Consider the following 17,977-nt stretch of genomic DNA (forward strand, 5'->3'; position numbering starts at 1 on the left):
AGCAGGTCATCGACATGCACCGGGAACGCTTCGGCGACGAGTACCGCATCGAAACCGAGGGCCCGCACCCGATCGAGGCGCTACGCGCCGAGGGAGGCAAGATCACTCGCCGAGTGAGTGTCAGCGCCGCGATTGAGGCGGCGCTGACAACACGCCCGATACACCGACGCGCAGTGGGCCACCCTGACCTTGCGCGGTCTGTAGCTGTGAGACAGCCCCCGAAGGTTCCTAGATTCGTTGGAGTTTGAATCGCTGGTTGGCGCCGGTGCCGGGTGTCCACTGGGAGATGCGGGCACCGTCGGCGGTCGAAGCCTGCCAAACGTCCATTGCCAGACCGCTTTGCCGGTTGATGAGCCTGACTACCCCCGCGCCCTGGTCGTCGACCCGCCATTGCTGGCTAGCGGCGTTGGATGTGTCGGGTTGCTGGGTGATGTCGGCACCAGTGCTGTTGCTGGCGGCCTGTAGGAACAGGCCGCTGTGCCGCGCCCTGATCCGGAAGTGGCCCCCGTCCGCCGGCACAAACTCGAACTGCTGGTTCTGTCCGCTGGAGCTCTGCCACTGGATCAGCAACCCACCGGCGGCGGTGGACGCACCGTTGATGTCGGCGGCCTTGCCGCTGTGCTGGGCCACGAGCCGGTAGTACGCGCCAGCCTCGACCGGCCCCGAGTTGACCCCGGACGCGCGGTAGGTGTGGCCGGCCTGGCCGGTGAACTCCACGAGATCGGCCTCGATCCGCGTCGGCTGGACGGCGCTGCCGCTCGTCTCGTCGCGCAGTTCGAAGGTGCCGGCGAAGATCCGGTTGCGAACGCGGATGGGTCCGGAGCGGTCGGGAGTGACGACGAGCTCGATTCGGCTGCTGCTCCAGGCGGCGCCGACGGTGTATCCGCCGCGGCCCCGGAGCCCGGTGACCTGCCCGGTCGGCCAGGCCGATGGTAGTGCGGGCAGGAGGTGTAGTTCGCCGGTGTGGCTGTGTAGCAGCATTTCGGCGATGCCGGAGGTGGCGCCGAAGTTGCCGTCGATCTGGAAGGGCGGGTGCAGGTCGAACATGTTCGGTGCGAGCCGGTCGGTGCGTACCAGGTCGCCGAGGAGCTTGTGGGCGCGGGTGGCGTCTTCCAGTCGAGCCCAATAGTTGATCTTCCACGCGAGTGACCAGCCGGTGCCGTCGTCGCCGCGCAGTTCCAGGGTCTGTCGTGCGGCCTGGTGCAGTTGTGGTGTGCCGCGTTTGGTGATCTGGTTGCTGGGGTGCAGCCCGTACAGGTGGGAGACGTGCCGGTGAGTCCGCTCGGTCTCCACCCAGTCGGCGAGCCATTCCTGGATGTTGCCGCGGGACCCGACCCGCGTCGGCGGTAGCCGGTCCCGGGCAGTCAGTACCTGGGCGCGGTAGGTGGCATCCACGTTGAGGACTTCGGCGGCCCGTGCGACGCCGTTGAACAGGTCACGCAGGATCTGGTTGTCCATCGTCGGTCCCGCGCACACGCTGGCGTTCGTGTGATGACGCAGCTCAGGCGAGTTCGACGGATTGGTGACGAGGTAGCCGAGCGTCGGGTGGCTGACCAGTGTGTCGAGGAAGAACTGGGCGGCGCCTTTCATGGCCGAGTAGTTGGCGCGCAGGAACTCGACGTCTCCGGTGAACTGGTAGTGGTCCCAGATCATGGTGGCCAGCCAGGCGCCGCCGGTTTGCCACATTCCCCACAGGGCTTCGTCGACCACCGACGAGCCGCGCCACGCGTCGGTGTTGTGGTGGGTGACCCAACCCCCCGCGCCGTACTGCACCTGAGCGGTGCGGGCGCCGGTCACCGTCAGATCTTTGATCATGTCGAAGACCGGCAGGTAACACTCGGCCAGGTTGGTGGTGTCGGCCGGCCAGTAGTTCATCGGCAGGTTCGCGTTGATGGTGTACTTCGAGTCCCAGGACGGGGCCATCTGGTCATTCCAGATTCCCTGCAGGTTCGCCGGCTGGCTGCCCGGCCGCGAGGAGGAGATCAGCAGGTAGCGACCGTACTGGAACAGCAGCGCGGAAAACTGCGGGTCGTTGACGCTCGCGTGCTGGGCGATCCGCACGTCGGTGGTTTGGTCGGCCGCCGTCGTGCGTCCCAGATCGATCGACACCCGGTTGAACAGCGCCTGATAGTCGGCCACATGGCGACCGCGCAACTGGTCGAAGCCGATGGTGCGGGCCGCGTCGAGGTGCCGCCGCGCGATGCCCTGGTAGTCGCCGTTGACGGTCCGGTAGTTGACGTAACTGGAACCGATCGACACCAACAGGGTGACGCTGGTCGCGCCGGAGACCCGCAGCGTGCCACCGGAGCTGCTGACCGTACCGCCGCTCACGGCGGCATTGGCCAGAGCGAGGAACCGAACCTGCCCGGTGATGCCCTCCATGTTGGCGGAGACACCGTCGAGGCCGATCGTGGCGGCGTCCGGGCTGGACACGGTCGTCCGTTGCGGGCTGCCGAACGTGGCGGTAAACGTGATCGCGTTTGCCCGGTCAGCGGTCAACCGGATCACGATCACCTGGTCCGGTGCGCTGGCGAACATCTCACGCTGAAACCGCACCCCGTTGAGCACGTAGGTGGTGGTAGCGGTGGCCGTGGTCAGATCGAGGGTCCGCTGGTACTGCGAGGCCCCGCTGGCACTGCCGAAAGCGAGCCGCAGGTCGCCGACCGGCTGGTAGGCCAACTGCCCGACCGGACTGCCCAGCATGGTCTGGTTGATCAGATCCTGCGCCTGCGTCCACTGATCGGCGAAGACCCGCCGCCGAATCTCCGCCAGGTTGGCCGCACCACGGGTGTTGGCCGAGTCGTACGGGCCACCGGCCCACACGGTGTCCTCGTTGAGCTGCAGCCGCTCGGTGTCGACATTCCCGAACACCATCGCGCCCAACCGGCCGTTACCGATCGGCAGAGCCCGTAACCAATCCGTACCCGCCGGCTCGTCGTACCACAACGCCATGTCGTTGGCTGCCAACACCTGTGGGGGTGCAGTCGACCCGGCCCGAGCGGCTGCCGTCCAACCCCCCGGCAGCAGCATGACACCAGCCCCAGCCGCCCCGGCTCCGAGCAGTCCCCGTCGTGTCACTTCAGACATCTTGGCTCCTTCATCCAGCCGAGCGGCGCAGCGGCGGCCCCAGCCGCCCCGGTCGTGACGACCGCAGGGCGGAAGAAGCGGAACGTCGACGAGGACGTCGCCTGAGTCCTTCGAGGGTGTCGCGGCATCCAACATTCATCAGACGTCACATGTTAACTACACAAATCAGAGATGGTCAATGCGTAACCACGGGACCACACGCGATGCTGTCGTCCCGACCGTCCACGCAGGCCACACCGTTCGCGCCATCGCCCTGAGGAGTCGGCGCGCACGAGGCGATCGACTGACGGGTGCTTCCCTAAAGGTCGGACGTACCCTCCAGGCCGGGCCCCGCAGCCGACCCGGCGCCGCCGCCGTACGCGGCACCACGCACGCCGGTGGCCGAGACCCACCCGGCGTAGCGGCGCCTGCCGTGGCGCAGGTCCTGGCGGCCCATCGCCCGGAGCCGCCGCGACCAGTGCCTCTGACCTTCCGCCTCAGGCATCAAGGATCTGCCATTCCTGGCTGATCTCGCCGCTGACCGGTTGCTGGACCACCCTGGCGCCGTCCGCGGTGGAGCCGCCTTCGACCCCGACACACCAGCCATTGCTCACATTGACGAACCGGTGGTATCCGCTGGTCGTCGCCGGTACGAGATTCCACCACTGGTTACGTCCGCCGTTGTCGGCCCATTGAACGAGTGCCGCGCCCTGGCCCGAGCCAACTGGACTGTCCAGGACCTTCCCGCTTTTGACCCCGGCCAGCCGGAATGAGCCATCGCTGTTGGGCAGCAGCCGCCACTGCTGGTTGGTCGCGCCGGTCCACGGCCACTGGATGACAGTTGCCCCGTCCGTGGTGGAGCCGCCGTTGACGTCCAGCACCTTTGCGCTGCGCCGGTTGACCAGTCGAACGTTGCCGCCGCCGGCGGCGGCTGGCAGGCCTACGACGACCTGTATCTGTTGCCCGGCCGTCAACGAGATCACCCGGGCCTGCGGCCCGAGCGGCGAGGGGGCGACCGTCGCGGACGTGGTGATGGATGCCATCCCGCGCCGGCTGATCAGGGTGATCGCCTGGGTGATCGTCGAGGTGAGTGCCACGGTCACCGAGCGACCAGGAAGATCCCAGGAGAGGCTGTGGATGCGGACCTGGTTGCGTCCGCGTACGCCGGTGATGGTGCCCCTGGCGAGCTGGCCGGGCACGGCGGGCAGCAACTCGATGATGCCGGGCCTGGTGTACACGAGCGCTTCGCTGAGCACGGCCGGCAGCGTGTTGGCGGCATCGGCGTTGTAGGTCTCCAGATTCGGGTTGTGTGCGGTCATCAGCGACCGGAAGATCATGTTGTTACCGATGATCTTCCGGAGGTTGCTGTAGACGCCGGCACCGTCCTTCAGCCGAGCGGAGGCGAGGGCTCGATGCAGGCTGCCGTGCGCCGAGGTGTTCTCGTCACCGCGCAGCGCCAGGGCCCTGAGCGCGGCGGTGACCAGCCCGGGAGCCTCCTCGGGATTGATCTCGTGCAGGGGCCACGCGCCGTACAGGTGGTGGACGTGCCGATGGTTGTAGCGGTCCGTGAGTCCCGGCCATGACCATTCGGCGAGGGCGCCGCTGCCGTTGACCGTGTAGGGCGGGAGCTTCGCCAGCAGGGCCGTCCATCGTGCGACACCCTGGCCGGCGCCCTGCTCGACACCGAGCGCGTTGGCAGCCTCGACGGCCGCCCGCAGGGCGTGTCTGCCGGCCTGGATGTCGCCGGTGGCGTTGATCGCCAGCAGGACGTTCGTGCTGGCAGGTGAGTTCTCCATCGAGAACGACGGCACGAACACCACACGGCCGGCCGAGTCGGTGCGGGTCAGGAAGTCCTCGTAGAACAGCGCCAGCTCCATCAGCGCCGGTCCCAGCTTCTCAGCCAGAAACGTCCGGTCCCCGGTGACCTGGTAATACTCCAGCAGCGGGTAGAGCAACCAGTCCGCGCCACCGGTCCAGCACTGGCCGGGGAAGCCGGGGTCGAAGTGCAGCATGTACCCGTACTCGCCGTCGGTTCGCGACGGGGCCAGGAAGCCGCGGGCGCCGTACAGGTTGCGAGCGTTCGTGCGCCAGTGCGCGAGCTGACCGAGGATCAGGTTGAAGTAGCCCTGCATGGCATCGGTGAGGTCGAGAATGTTGCCGCCGGCGACCTGCAGGTTGATGTTGGCATCGGTGGTGAAATCGTCGGCCCAGGCGCCATTCCAGGTGCCGGCCCAGATTCCGGTCAACCGCGGCGGCAGTACGCCGCTGGAGCTGATGAACAGGTAACGGCCGCTGTCGTATAGGCGCTCCAGTAGGGCCACATCGATGGTGTTGCGGTTGGCGTTCTGCCGGGCGATCAGCGCGGTGGTCGACAGCTGCCGGTCGGCGGCGGAGACGTTCAGGTCCAGGCGGGAGCGATCGAACATCGCCGAGTGCAGGGTGACGTGCCGGGTCCGCAGCTCGGCATAGTCGGCGCGAACCGCGGCCAGCGCCGCGTGCAACGGCTTGCTGTCCCAGGCCGTCGACGACTCGTACCTGTCGAGTTTGGTCAGCAGGAGGAGCCTGGTCGCGCCGGTGACGACGATGCTCGACCCGTTCGCGGCTACCGTGCCACCGGTGGCGACGACCCGGGTGACGCCCTCGAAGCCGAACGCGCCCTGCCCGGACGGGTAGGTGCCGCGCAGGTTCAGGTAGCCGGAGCCGTCGATGACGCTGGCCAGGGTGGTGAAACGGACCGAGGCGGGGACGCCCGCGAGGGAAGTGTTGACGCTCAGCGTCGCGTCGATCGATCGGCCGGATGCCGGGGTCAGTTCGTGTACGACGACCTTGTCGGCTCGGGAGGCGAAGGCGCGACGAGTCCAGGTGCCGTTGCTGTCGGTCCAGGTGGAGGTGACCTCCCCGGTCCGGAAGTCGGTGACGCGGGCGTACCCGTTGGCGGTGGTCATGCCGGGCGTGCTGATCTGCAACTCGAAGCCGGGGTGGTAGGTCTGGGTCCAGCGCAGGCTCCAGCCGGCCGCGAAGTCCGCGTTGGCTCCGGCGTAGTTCCCGGCCAGCGCCTTGTCTCGTACGCCGGCCAGCCGCCCGGAGATCACTGGCGGGGTAACACCCCGGCTGCCGTTGGGCATCACGAAGCGGTGGTGATTGAAGATCACCTTCTCGAGGGTCGGCGTTCCGTACAGGACGGCGCCGTACTCGCCGTTGCCGGTGAGGAACCCGTCCGTCCAGGTTGTCGCCGCGGTCGCGTCGTAGATCCCGCGCTCGGGCAGCGTGACCAGAGGCGCGGCGGCCGCGGCCCGTCCGGCGCCTACGGCTGGGATCAGGGCCGCCGATCCGGCGGTCAGCGCGGCGGTGGCGAGCAGGCGCCTACGGCTCACGGGCAGGTCTGACATCCGAAGTTCCTCTCGACACCGAGGCTGAAGGGTTGTCCGTCAAATCGTTCGGCACCCGCAGCCCGTCGGTTCTGGGCTACGGACAACGGTCCGCACTCTCGAAGCGATTCGGCAAGAACACGGGTCACATTGATGTGCGTCATCTGCTGACGTCGTTGACCACCCGGGAGGGTAAACACGGCCGACACGTAGATGTGATTAACCGGCAACACGGGTGCCGAGTCAAGGATTTCGGCTCATCTATCTCGTGCCGAAGCCTGAAATGCTGCCAATTCTGGCAAACGCCGCAGCAAAGGTAGGATGAAAGACCCGACGGCACCACCGTCGACGCACCGGCCTCCGGCTGAGGCGCCTGCGGGACGATCAGCCTGCGGCGTTCGTCGGTTGGCCGGAACTTCTTCGGCGCCGGCGTCGACTACAGTGCGCGACCCGGAGTGGCCGGGCGGCGCCGCACTCCTGACGGGTGAGCACGGAGAGAGAAGTGGCGATGCCAGCGGCAGGCAGGCGGGCCGCGACGGTCAGCGTGGCCCCGCCGCCGTCGTACGAGTCGAGGGGGTCAGTTCTCAGCCACGGCGTGAAGGCCGGCCGCGACGTAGCTGGCAGCAGCGGCTGGTCCGGTGGAGGGGGCGTGTCCGGCGTCTGCTCGGGTGAGGGCAGGTCCGCTCCGTCGGCGGCAACCGCGAAGCGTCCGACTTCGCGGCATCCCGTCGATCGATGCAGCACCACAGGTATCGGCCGCTGGCAGGTCTTCGAGCGTGGCCGACCTGAGGCCCGAGGCGGTCGGGCCGCCGACCGAGGTTGCGCGCCCCAGGCCGCGCCCGCTCAGGTTGGACGGCGCCTGCTGCCGGCCTGCAGGTCGCCAAGGCGCGGGCGGGCGCATGGAACCCGTCGCCGCCCCGTGCTGATCGTGACGACCTCGGCGCCGAGTTTCCGCATCGCGGCGAACGCCTGTTCGCACAGCACGGGTGCCTGCGCCGAGCGGGCGGTGCTCCGCAGAGACGTCGAGGATCGTGACGCTGTTTGCGTGCGCCCCGCGCCGCAGAGTGCCCGGCGTCCTACGGGGGCACGGAGGCTCGGCGCGTTCCACCTATACGCCCACCTTGACCCGCAAACATAATACGAATTATTTTGAAGGGCGTCTATGTTGCGTGCTCAGCGCTCCGCCACCACCGCTAAGGATCGCGATGAAACCGATTTCTGGCTCGGCCGTTGACCGCCGCACCCTCCTGCGAGCAGCCGGTGCCGTTCCGGCGGCAATGGTAGGAGGATCGGTCGCGGCGACTGTGATGCCGACGAGCGCCGTTGCCGCGCCCGTCCGCTCGGACTTTGGCGTCTCAGCGTTTCCGTTCGCACTCGGTCAGGCGCGGCTCACCGCCGGCCGATGGCTCGACAACCAGAACCGGACGCTCGCTTACCTGCGGTTCATCGACGCGGACCGGATGCTGCACACGTTTCGTACCAACGTCGGGCTGGCCAGCTCCGCGCAGCCGGTTGGGGGTTGGGAAGCCCCGGGCGTGGAGCTGCGCGGGCACACGATGGGGCACCTGCTGACCGCCCTGGCGCAAACGTACGCGATCACCGGCGACTCCACGTACAAAACAAAGGGCGACTATCTGGTCAACGCCCTCGCGGCCTGCCAGGCGGCCTCGCCGAGTAAGGGGTACCGCACCGGCTATCTCTCGGCCTACCCGGAGACCTTCTTCGATCGGCTGGAGAGAGGCCAGCAGGTCTGGGCGCCCTGGTACACCCTGCACAAGATCATCGCGGGTCTGCTCGACCAGTACCAACTCACCGGCAACAGTCAGGCGCTCACCGTCCTCACCAACAAGGCCGGCTGGGTGGACTGGCGCACCGGACGACTGAGCTACGCCCAGATGCAGTCGGTCCTCGGCAATGAGTTCGGCGGCATGAACGCCGCGCTGACGGACCTGTACCAGCAGACCGGCGACTCCCGGTGGCTGACGGTGGCACAGCGCTTCGACCACGCCGCCGTGTTCAATCCGCTCGCGGCCAACTCCGACCAGCTCAACGGCCTGCACGCCAACACGCAGGTCCCGAAGTGGATCGGCGCGGCCCGGGAGTTCAAGGCGACGGGCACCACCCGTTACCGGGACATCGCAACGAACGCCTGGAACATGACGGTCAACGCCCACACCTACGTTATCGGCGGCAACAGCCTGGCCGAGCACTTCAAAGCCCCGAACGCGATCGCCGGTTACCTGGGCACCGACACCTGCGAGAACTGCAACACCTACAACATGCTCAAGCTCACCCGAGAGCTGTTCACGCTCTACCCCGAGCGCGCGGACCTGTTCGACTACTTCGAGCGGGCGCTGCTCAATCAGATGATCGGCGAGCAGAACCCGGCCGACAGTCACGGCCACGTCTGCTACTTCACTCCGCTCAACCCCGGGGGTCGCCGCGGGGTCGCGTCCATGAATGGCGGCTACAGCACCGACTACATCACCTTTTGGTGTTGCCAGGGCACGGGCCTGGAGATGCAGACCAAGCTGGCCGACTCCATTTACTTTTATGCCGACACCACCCTGATCGTGAACCTGTTCGCCCCGTCGGTGCTCAACTGGTCCCAGCGCGGCATCACCGTCACCCAGACCACCTCCTATCCGGTCAGCGACACCACGACCCTGCAGGTCAGCGGGAATGTCAGCGGCTCGTGGTCCATGCGCATCCGCATTCCGAGCTGGGCCACCGGGGCCACGATCAACGTCAACGGCGCTGCACAAGCCGTCGCCACCACCCCGGGTAGCTACGCAAGCCTCACCCGGACGTGGGCCTCCGGCGACACCGTCACCGTCCGCCTGCCAATGCAGGCCAACCTCCGACCCACCACCGACAGCCCGAACATCGCCGCGATCACGTACGGTCCGGTCGTCCTCGCCGGCAACTACGGCAACACCGCCCTGTCAGCACCGCCGAGCCTGACCACAACGTCGATCACCCGGACCAGCACCAACTCGTTGGCATTCACCGCGACCGCCAACGGGGCCTCCGTCAGTCTGCTGCCGTTCTACGACGCGCACGCCATCAACTACAGCGTCTACTGGAATACCGGCGGCGGGACCATCCCCACCGGCTACCTGCGCATCGCCAACGTCGCCACCGGCCTCGTCCTGGACAGCGGTGGAAACGCCGCCTCCGGATCGGTGCTCCGGCAGCGGAACTGGGACGGCAGCACCAACCTGCAGTGGCAGCTCGTCGACCTCGGCGGCGGCTTCTACCGGATCGTCAACCGCACCAACGGCATGGTCATCGACAGCTGGGGCAACACCACCAACGGCGCCAACGCCCTCCAGGGGCCCTGGAATGGTGGCAACAATCAGCAGTGGCGGCTGAACAGCCTGGGCAACAACCGCTACCAGCTCATCAACCGAGGCACCGGCACCGCACTCGACGGGATGGGACGGACCACCGCCGGCTCCGCCGTGGGCATGTGGACCGCCAATTCGAGCACCAACAACCAGTGGACGATCATCAGCCTCTGACGGAAGCCCACGAGTCGGCGGCCGGCAGTCTGGTTCGGGGCCTGTGGAGCTGGTATCAACAATGATTCACGCGGCAGCACAATCCGATGAATCACTTGTGACATCAACTCCACAGCGTCCCGACCAGACGGCGCTCCAACTGGAGCGCCCGCCCGGGTGGACCGGGCGTCAGGGGTTACGGGCGACGCCGCTGTGACCGGTAGGGTCGACCTCCGGATCCTCCACTGACCGGTACTCGGCCGATTCGATCTGGTACGTCCATGTACGTATCGCCCGCTACACAGGGCGATCGTCAGTCGTCCGCTCCTGCTTGCAAAGCCAGGCCAACCAACGGATCCTCACCGACCACAGCCGTAGCAGACCGTCGACACGCACCCGGTATTCACGGAAAGTCTTCATCGCGGCGGGCGAGCGAGCTACCAGCTGCTGTCGCGCCGTAGCCTGGCGGGTCGAGCTGGCCCACCCTTGTCCGCGCCTTCGTCGCGGTTCTCGACGAGCCGTCGCATCGGCACTGGGGGCCTGACGGCCAGTGGCGTCGCGGGCTGCGGCAGGAACCTGTGCAGGTGCAGGACCGTAGCGGGTTAGGGAAACTTCTACTGGCCCCGCTTGGGCTTCGGCACAGCCAGCGGCCCAGTGGGTCGTCGCTGCGAGGTCACGCCCTGGCTGCCACCCATGGCACCGTTGCCCGCCAACACCGACGTCGGCGACGGCGCTTCACGACCCGCCTAGCGGTGAGTTCCACCGCGGCGTGAGGTTGCCCCTCCGCGCCCCTGGCGGGGAACCGCTGCTCGCTCTCGGCGGCGGCCAGCGGGTGGGGTTGGCCGGTGAGGGCCGGTGGCGATGCCGCACAGGTGTCGGACGGCGGCCGGTAGGGGCAGCTCCTCGCGAGTGCCCACGACGTGCGCGCCGTCGGCGGCCGGGGTGATCAGGATCGCGCCGGTCACGACGTCGACGTGCAGCGTGAGGCCCGGTGTCCAGCCCAACGCCCGCAGCAGCGCCCGAGCGGTGACCCGGCCGGCGGCGTCGGGGCGGCCCACCTCGACAGCACGCCATCACTCGTGCGGGCGGTGGGCGCGAGCAATGTCGGCCTCCTTCGCCGGGTCGCCGCCGGCCTGGATCCGGGTGGCCCCGATCGCCGCCGAGGTGGACAGCTGACTCGCCGTCAGTGAGATTTCGCTGTGCGCCGACTTCGCGCCCGTCTCGCCTACCTCGCGTGGCGCGATGACTGCACTACCTGCTCGACATAGGCCCGTCGCAGATGGTGCCGGCGAATGGCTTCGTTGATCAACTTGTTCTCGACGAAGGTCTGGTGCACTCCGCCGTGCACGGTGCCGCCGGTGCCCTCCACCCGGGCCTCCACTTCGACGAAGTGGTCCGGGTGCAGACCGGAGTAACCAGCACTGATCACGTCGTTGAAGATCCATCGGCCGTCAACCTGATCTTCCGCTCAACGACGGCGGAGTCTGAATCTAACGGCACCTCTCTTGTCAACCCGCAGGCGGGGTGATCAGGATTGCGCCAGTCACGACGTCGACGTGCAGGGTGAGGCCCGGTGCCCAGCCCAAGGCCCGCAGCAGTGCACGAGCGGTAACGCGGCCGGCAGCGTCGGGTCGGCCCACGTCGAACAGCACGCCATCACTCATGCGGGCGGCAGGCGCGGGCAATGTCGGCAGCGGCGCCGGCTCCGGCGACGCGACCGGCAGCGGGATGGGTACGAGCGCCTCGACGAGCTGCTCGTCGTCCCGGAGAGGGCGCGGCCTGCCGGGGCTCACCTACGCCCCCACCAGCGCGGATGCGGCGGTGTCAGTGCAGGTGGCAGCGACTCTCGAAGGCTCGCTATGCACACAAGGGACAGGTGGACTCGATGATCCACACGAGAGGAGTTGATCTCGCGTGGATCTCCACACGTACTGGTGTCCGAGGGGGGACTTGAACCCCCACACCCTATACGGGTACTAGCACCTCAAGCTAGCGCGTCTGCCATTCCGCCACCCGGACCTACACGTTCAGCCTACCTCGCCGACCAGATGATCTTTCATCCAGTGGTCGGCACAGCGGGCCGCACGGGGAGTTACTGTACACGCCACTCGTGGATCATGCACATCGCCTTCCGGTGCCTCTCTCCTGGCGCTTCCGCCGCTGCTCAAGCCGCCTCAAAACGGCCGCACCGACACACCATCGGGGCGTGTCCGGGTAGCGTCCGGCGGCCCTCTGACGGCAGCATTGCCACGTGTCCCATCCCTCCCCCCTGGCAGCCGCCCAGCACCGAGCCCTCGCCCTGCGCGCCGCGGGCGACCTCAGCGCCGCCCGGCAACTGCTCGCGGAGGCCGTCGAATCCGCTCCCCCGCCGTACGGTGTCGACCACCCCGAAATGCTGCACACCGCGCATCTGCTGGCGCGGCTGCACCGGGAAGGGGACGACCCGCTGGCCGCCCGCCGGGTGTTGGAGGAGGCGTTCGCGGCGGGCGAGCGGCGCTGGGAGCATTCCGACCCGCTGATGCTCGCGCTCGCCTTCGAACTCGCCGAGGTAGCGGAGGAGTTGGGCAACCGGCACGAGGCCCGCCGCAACTACACCCGCGTCGCCACCGCCGGGCCCGCCGCGCTCGGGGAGAACCACCCGGCGGTCCGCGCGGCCCGCGACTACCTCGGCCCACCCGCGTCGACGCCGGGCGAGCAGCACCCCGCGCCGATGCCCGGCCCGGCCCCGGCCGCCCCGGTGACCGAGCCGAGCGCCCGGTCGGCGCTGTCCGGCCCGACCCTGTCGCTGGCGACCCTCGCCGCGATGCGGCCCTCCGCCGGCGGCACGCCGCCCGCCGTCTCACCCTGGGCGCCGCCGCAACCGCCGGCCGCGCGCCCACCAACCCCTTCAGCGGTACGCACACCAGCCGCGCCCCCATCGCCCAGCAACGCCACCGCGGCTCCGGTCCCAGCCCCTCGGGCAACGCCCGTTCAGCCGACGGCTTCCTCGATCGCGGCGGCGCAGCCCGGCCCGCAGGCGGCCGCACCCCGACCCGCGACGGTGGCGCGCCCGCGCGCCGACGCGCCTCCGTCGGCGGATGCGATGTCGCTCGGCTCACACGTCAGGGGGCAACCTCCCACGAATGCCCAACCGCCGCTTCAGCGCCTCGACGACCGACCACCCGAGCGTGCGATGCCGCCCCGTCAACGCGCCAACGCGCAACCATCCGGACCAACGCGCCCGAGCCTCGGCCAGCAGTCGCCCGAGCCCGCGACGCCGCCTCGCCAACGCCCCGACGAGCAACCGTCCAGACCGTCCCGGCCAGCGGTCGGCCCGATGCCCCGGCCGAGGGCTGAAGGCCCACCGACAACACCGGCCGGGCAGCGACCGCCGTCCGGGCCAGCCGTGGCCCCACATCAGCGGGTGGGTGACCGGGCGATCCCTCCGGTGGTCGAAGCGCCACCCTCGCCGTCGACCTCGACCGCCCCGACCCCAGCCGCCCCGGCTTCGACCGCCCCGGCGGCAACACCGGCGGTGCCGGCACCTCGCTGGGACACCCCCACGATCCGGGTACGGCAGATCGAGCCGCTGCTCGCCGAGGAGGCCGCCCGAGCCGCCGCCCGGCCACCCGCGCCGAGCGAGTCGCACAATGTGTCCGACACCGAGGCGGCATCACCGGGCAGGTCCTCCCCGCCCGCTGACCAGCCAGGGCCGGCGTACCCCGTGAGCGGACCACCGGCCCAGCCCATCAGCGCACCGCCGGTGACCCCGCATCCGATCTCCGCACCACCCCACCAGCCGTACCCGGTCTCCGGCCCACCGGCCCAGCCGTACCCGGTCTCCGCACCACCCGGATACAACGCACCCGCCTCCGGATCGCCCACCTACGGCCAGCCCGACTCCGCACCACCCGATTATGGCCAACCCATCTCCGCACCACCCGGGCACACCTACCCGGTGTCCGCACCACCCGGTTTCGGGCCACCTGTCTCCGGGCCGCCCTACGGACCACCCGTCTCCGCGCCTCCGGTGAGCGCACCACCCGTGCCACCGTGGGGGCTGACCGCACCGCCCTGGAGCAGCAGCGCCCCACCGCAGCCCCTGCCAGCTCCCGGCGCCGACTCCCCCGCCCAGGCCACGACGCCTACGCAGACCACGGCGGCTGCGCAGGCCGTCACCGTTGGGCAGAGCACGCCCGCTGGGCAGACCATGATGGACGCGGGTGGCACCGGTGCGGACGGTGACTCCGGGCTGGGCATCCTCGACGCCCCGGTAGTGCCGACTCAGCGGGCCCGGAGCACGCTGTCCGACCCGACCGTGGTGTTGCCGTCCGTTCCGGCGGATGACGGCCCGGCCGGGGACACGGCCAGTCCGGGCTGGCGAGCCGCCGCCCAGCCCGCCCCGACATCCGCCCAGGCGAACCCCGCCCCCGCGCAGGCGAGCCCTCTTGCCGCTCAGGCGCACCTCACCGCCCAGGCGAACCCGAGCATCGCTCAGGCAGGCCCCAGCGCCGCGCAGCCGGGCCCCGCGGCGCAGCCGGCCTGGTCACCGAACGCCGACCCCACGTTGGCATCCTCAGCCGCACCGCCACCGGTCCAGCAGTACCACCATCAGCCACTACAGACGCCGTACCCGACCCAGGACCAGCACTCGATCCAGGCGCCGTACCCGGGTCAGCAGTACCGCCCGGACGCGTACCGGCCGGCGTACGCCGATGAGGGTGGGTCGACGGGCCGCAACCGGGCGGCGCTGATCGGCGCGGTCGTGGCGGCCGGGGTGGCCGTCGTGGCGGTGGCGGGCCTGGGTGCGGTGGTGCTGACCCGCGACGACCCGCCGCCGACCGGGACCGCGCCGACGGCGGCGGCACCGGCACCGACGGCGGCCGGGCTTCCACCGGGCGACCTGAAGCTGCGGGACGATTCGGCCACGATCACGTTGACCTGGACGGACCCGAGCGGCGGTGCGGTGCCGTTCATGGTCGCCGCGGGTAGGGCTGGGCAGGCGTTGGGCGTGATCGCCACCGTGGACCCGGGCCGGACCAGCTACACCGTCAACGGGTTGAACTCCCGAGTGGATCACTGCTTCACCGTGTTGGCGGTCTACTCCACTGACAGCTTTGCGACTTCCGGGCAGGTCTGCACCGCGCGGGAACGCGAAGCCACGTCGAGCGGAGGGCCGTCCGGTCGACCGTCGCCGCGCTGAGGCGAGCCGAAACCGCGCTGAGCCGAGTGAGAACCGCCCTGAGTGGAGCTGAATCCGGGCTGAGCTGGACGTCCACAACGCACACGCTCGGTATCCACAGGGGTGACCGTGCGGGTTCCCCCGCCACCACCAGCGCCATATGATGGCACCCGGCTCAGGGGAGGGGTCGCCGGAAGGCGCGCCACCTGCCACGACTCAGGGGAGGCAGCCGGCTGTGGCCAGCATCGACGACGCCGTACAGACCGAGGCCCCCCGCTCCCGGTCCCGGCTGCGCGGTGGGCTGGTGACCGTCGGCACGGTGTCCGCGCTGCTGGCCGCCATGGGGCTGACCGTCCTCGGGTTGGGCGCGGCGGACAACGCGGTGGCCAACTACGACGCGAGTTCCTGGCTGTGGAGCGCGGCGCGCAGCGAGCTGGCCCGGGTCAACGGGGTCACCGCCCGGGTGGACACTCGCACCGAGATCCCCGGCGCCCGGCAGCATCCGATGCAGATCACCCAGACCGACCGGCTGCTGCTCCTGCGTGACCTGCAGACGGGGCAGGTCAGCTCCCTGGACCTGGCCACCCTCCAGCTCAGCGCGACCACCCGGACCACCCCCGGCCTGGGCGTCAGTGTGGCCCTGCACGAGGACGCGGCGTTCGTCGTCGACGCCGTGCAGGGCATCGTCCGCCAGCTCGACCCGCGATCATTGACCCCGGTCGGTGAGCCGGTGCGCTATCCGCCGGGCATCACCGGCGGCACCTTCGACGGTAAGGGTCGACTCTGGATCGCGGTGCCCAGCGAGGGCACCGTCTCGGCGATCACCGCCGCCAAGCTGCCGTCCGCGCCCGCATCGGCTCCGCCGGCGGGCGCGGGGCTCAGCCCGCAGCGGGTCGAGTCGTACGACGTCGCCGACGCCAGCCACGAACTGGTCGTCTCCACCCTGGACGACGGGGTGGCGGTGCTCGACCGCACGGCCGGGAAGCTGGTGCGGGTGCAGCACGGTGAGGTGCACCCGACGCCGCTGACGCTCTCCGGGCCGGCGGCGCTGCCCGCACGCACCAGCGGCCCCCGGGTGCCGGTCACGGTGACCGCCGACCGGCGGGTGCTGCTGGTGGGTGACGGTGGGCAGGAGAGCGGGTTCACCGTGCCGGGTGAGGGGGATCGGCTCAGCCCGGCGGTGGCCTGGGCCAACCGTTTCTACTGCGCCGACGAGGCCACCGGCACCATCTACTCCTTCGACGCCGCCGGTCAGCTGGTCGAGACCATTCGCGGGCGGGCCAACGGGCCGCTGGAGCTGGAGGTCCGGGAGAATCACCTGTTCATCAACTCCCCCGACTCGGCGACCGCCCGGGTGGTGGACGACAAGCACCAGGTGCGCGAGGTCAACAAGTACGCCAACGACGTGCTCGGCGGCGACCCGCCGCCGGTTCCCCCGCCGCCGCCTCCGCCGAAGAAGCCCCGGGTGGGCAAGCCGAGCGCGCCGCGCAGCGTCACCGCCGCCGCCGGTAATGCCCAGGCGCGGGTGAGTTGGCGGCCGGCCGCCGCCAACGGCGCCGAGATCATCAAGTACGTGGTGCAGGGTGCCGACCAGCGCCTGGAGGTGGGCGCCAACCAGCGGGCGGTGGAGGTCAAGGGCCTGACCAACGGCGAGACGTACCGGTTCGCGGTGCACGCCGTCAACGCCAAGGGCGACGGCCCGCCGCGCACCAGCAACCCGGTGACGCCGACCGCCGCAGTGCCCGACCCGCCGGCGAGCGTCACCGCGCAGGAGCGGCCGGACGGCACGGTGCTCGTCAAGTGGCCGGCGGCGAACGGGCAGGGCAACACCATCGCGAGGTACGCGGTGACGGCCAGTTCGGCGGGGACGAACGCGCCGGCCGGCGAGTCGACCAAGACGGAGCTGGTGGTGCCCGCCGGTGAGCTGGAGTTCGGCACCCAGTACGCGTTCACCGTGGTGGCGGTCAACAGCAAGGGCGCCGGTTCGGCGGCGTCCCCGGTGAGCAACACGGTGGTGCCCTTCGCCGCACCCGGTCGACCGCTCAACCTGCGCGCCGGCACGGTCGCCAACCAGCCGGGCGCGGTGACGGTGCAGTGGGCGCCGGCCGAGGCCAACGGTCGACCGGTGACGAAGTACCTGGTGGACGTCGGCGGGCGGGTCAGCGAGGTGACCGACACCCGCACGACCGTCACCGGGCTGGGCAACGGCCAGAACGTCACGGTGAAGGTGAAGGCGGTCAACGAGGCCGGGCCGGGCCCGGAGGCCACCGCCACCGCCCGCACGGTGGCCGAGCCACGGGTCACGGTGACCGGCTCGTCGTCGACGGCCACCGGGGCGACGGTGACGTTCACCGTGGACGCCGGTGGCGGTCAGGCCACCTGCACCCTGACCACGGCCGGTGAACCGGCGAAGGCCGGGGCGTGCTCCAGCATCACGATGCCCGGTCTGACGCCGGGCACCAACTACACGTTCACGGTGACGGCGAGCAACGCCGCCGGCAAGGGCACCGCCAAGAAAGCCCAGGCAACCCAGCCGCTGTACGGGATCGCGACCTGCAACAACGGGCCCGACAGCGACCAGCGGACCTACTGCAACAAGGACGTCGACGGCCGCAACGGCAACGAGGTCTTCAAGGTCACCCGGCAGGACAACGACCAGCAGGCCGGCTGGGCCAAGCCCGGCACCCGGCTGAAGGCGTATTGCAAGAAGTCGGGCGAGAACGTCGACTCGTGGATCTACAACAACCAGAAGCAGAGCAACTGGTGGGTGCAGGTCGAGTACAGCGGGAAGAACTACATCCCGTGGGCCTGGCTCAACCTGGAGGGCGGCGACAACATCAATGTCCTGCCCACCTGCTGAAACACCAGGCGAGGAGCAC

At 69.7% G+C, this 17,977-nt stretch carries 6 protein-coding genes, 1 tRNA gene and 1 pseudogene; 3 read left to right on the forward strand and 5 right to left on the reverse strand.

All coding sequences use genetic code 11. The features are described from left to right. Nucleotides 1–228: 228 nt before the first annotated feature. Complete coding sequence (locus tag AC5L30_RS30380; RefSeq protein WP_494871485.1) at nt 229–3,087, reverse strand: glycosyl hydrolase family 95 catalytic domain-containing protein; 2,859 nt, start codon at nt 3,085–3,087, stop codon at nt 229–231. A 476-nt stretch (nt 3,088–3,563) separates the two neighbouring features. After that, nucleotides 3,564–6,455 (reverse strand): glycosyl hydrolase family 95 catalytic domain-containing protein, encoded by a 2,892-nt coding sequence (locus tag AC5L30_RS30385; protein WP_494871487.1) that lies wholly within the window; start codon nt 6,453–6,455, stop codon nt 3,564–3,566. 1,286 nt (nt 6,456–7,741) lie between these two features. Between AC5L30_RS30385 and AC5L30_RS30390 the strand changes: the two genes are divergently transcribed. After that, nucleotides 7,742–9,958: a beta-L-arabinofuranosidase domain-containing protein gene (locus tag AC5L30_RS30390; RefSeq protein ID WP_494871489.1), complete on the forward strand. Its 2,217-nt coding sequence runs from the start codon at nt 7,742–7,744 to the stop codon at nt 9,956–9,958. A gap of 1,204 nt (nt 9,959–11,162) precedes the next feature. Here AC5L30_RS30390 and AC5L30_RS30395 read toward each other — a convergent pair. From AC5L30_RS30395 to AC5L30_RS30405, 3 genes are all read right to left on the reverse strand, one after another. Continuing rightward, nucleotides 11,163–11,366, reverse strand: a complete 204-nt coding sequence (locus tag AC5L30_RS30395) for a hypothetical protein (RefSeq protein WP_494871491.1) — start codon at nt 11,364–11,366, stop codon at nt 11,163–11,165. Between the two features lie 79 nt (nt 11,367–11,445). Beyond that, the gene (locus tag AC5L30_RS30400; RefSeq protein ID WP_494871492.1) at nt 11,446–11,730 is read right to left on the reverse strand and encodes a hypothetical protein; all 285 of its coding nucleotides are present in this window, start codon (nt 11,728–11,730) and stop codon (nt 11,446–11,448) included. 139 nt (nt 11,731–11,869) lie between these two features. After that, nucleotides 11,870–11,956 (reverse strand) — tRNA-Leu (locus tag AC5L30_RS30405). Nucleotides 11,957–12,188: 232 nt separating this feature from the next. Here AC5L30_RS30405 and AC5L30_RS30410 point away from each other — a divergent pair. Beyond that, nucleotides 12,189–12,605 (forward strand): annotated as a pseudogene (locus AC5L30_RS30410) (tetratricopeptide repeat protein); the annotation flags it as partial. Between the two features lie 2,728 nt (nt 12,606–15,333). Beyond that, nucleotides 15,334–17,958 carry a fibronectin type III domain-containing protein gene (locus AC5L30_RS30415; protein ID WP_494871493.1) on the forward strand — a complete coding sequence of 875 codons (2,625 nt, stop codon included), beginning with the start codon at nt 15,334–15,336 and terminating at the stop codon, nt 17,956–17,958. Nucleotides 17,959–17,977 lie beyond the last annotated feature (19 nt).

It is taken from the genome of Micromonospora sp. BQ32 (assembly GCF_059358895.1).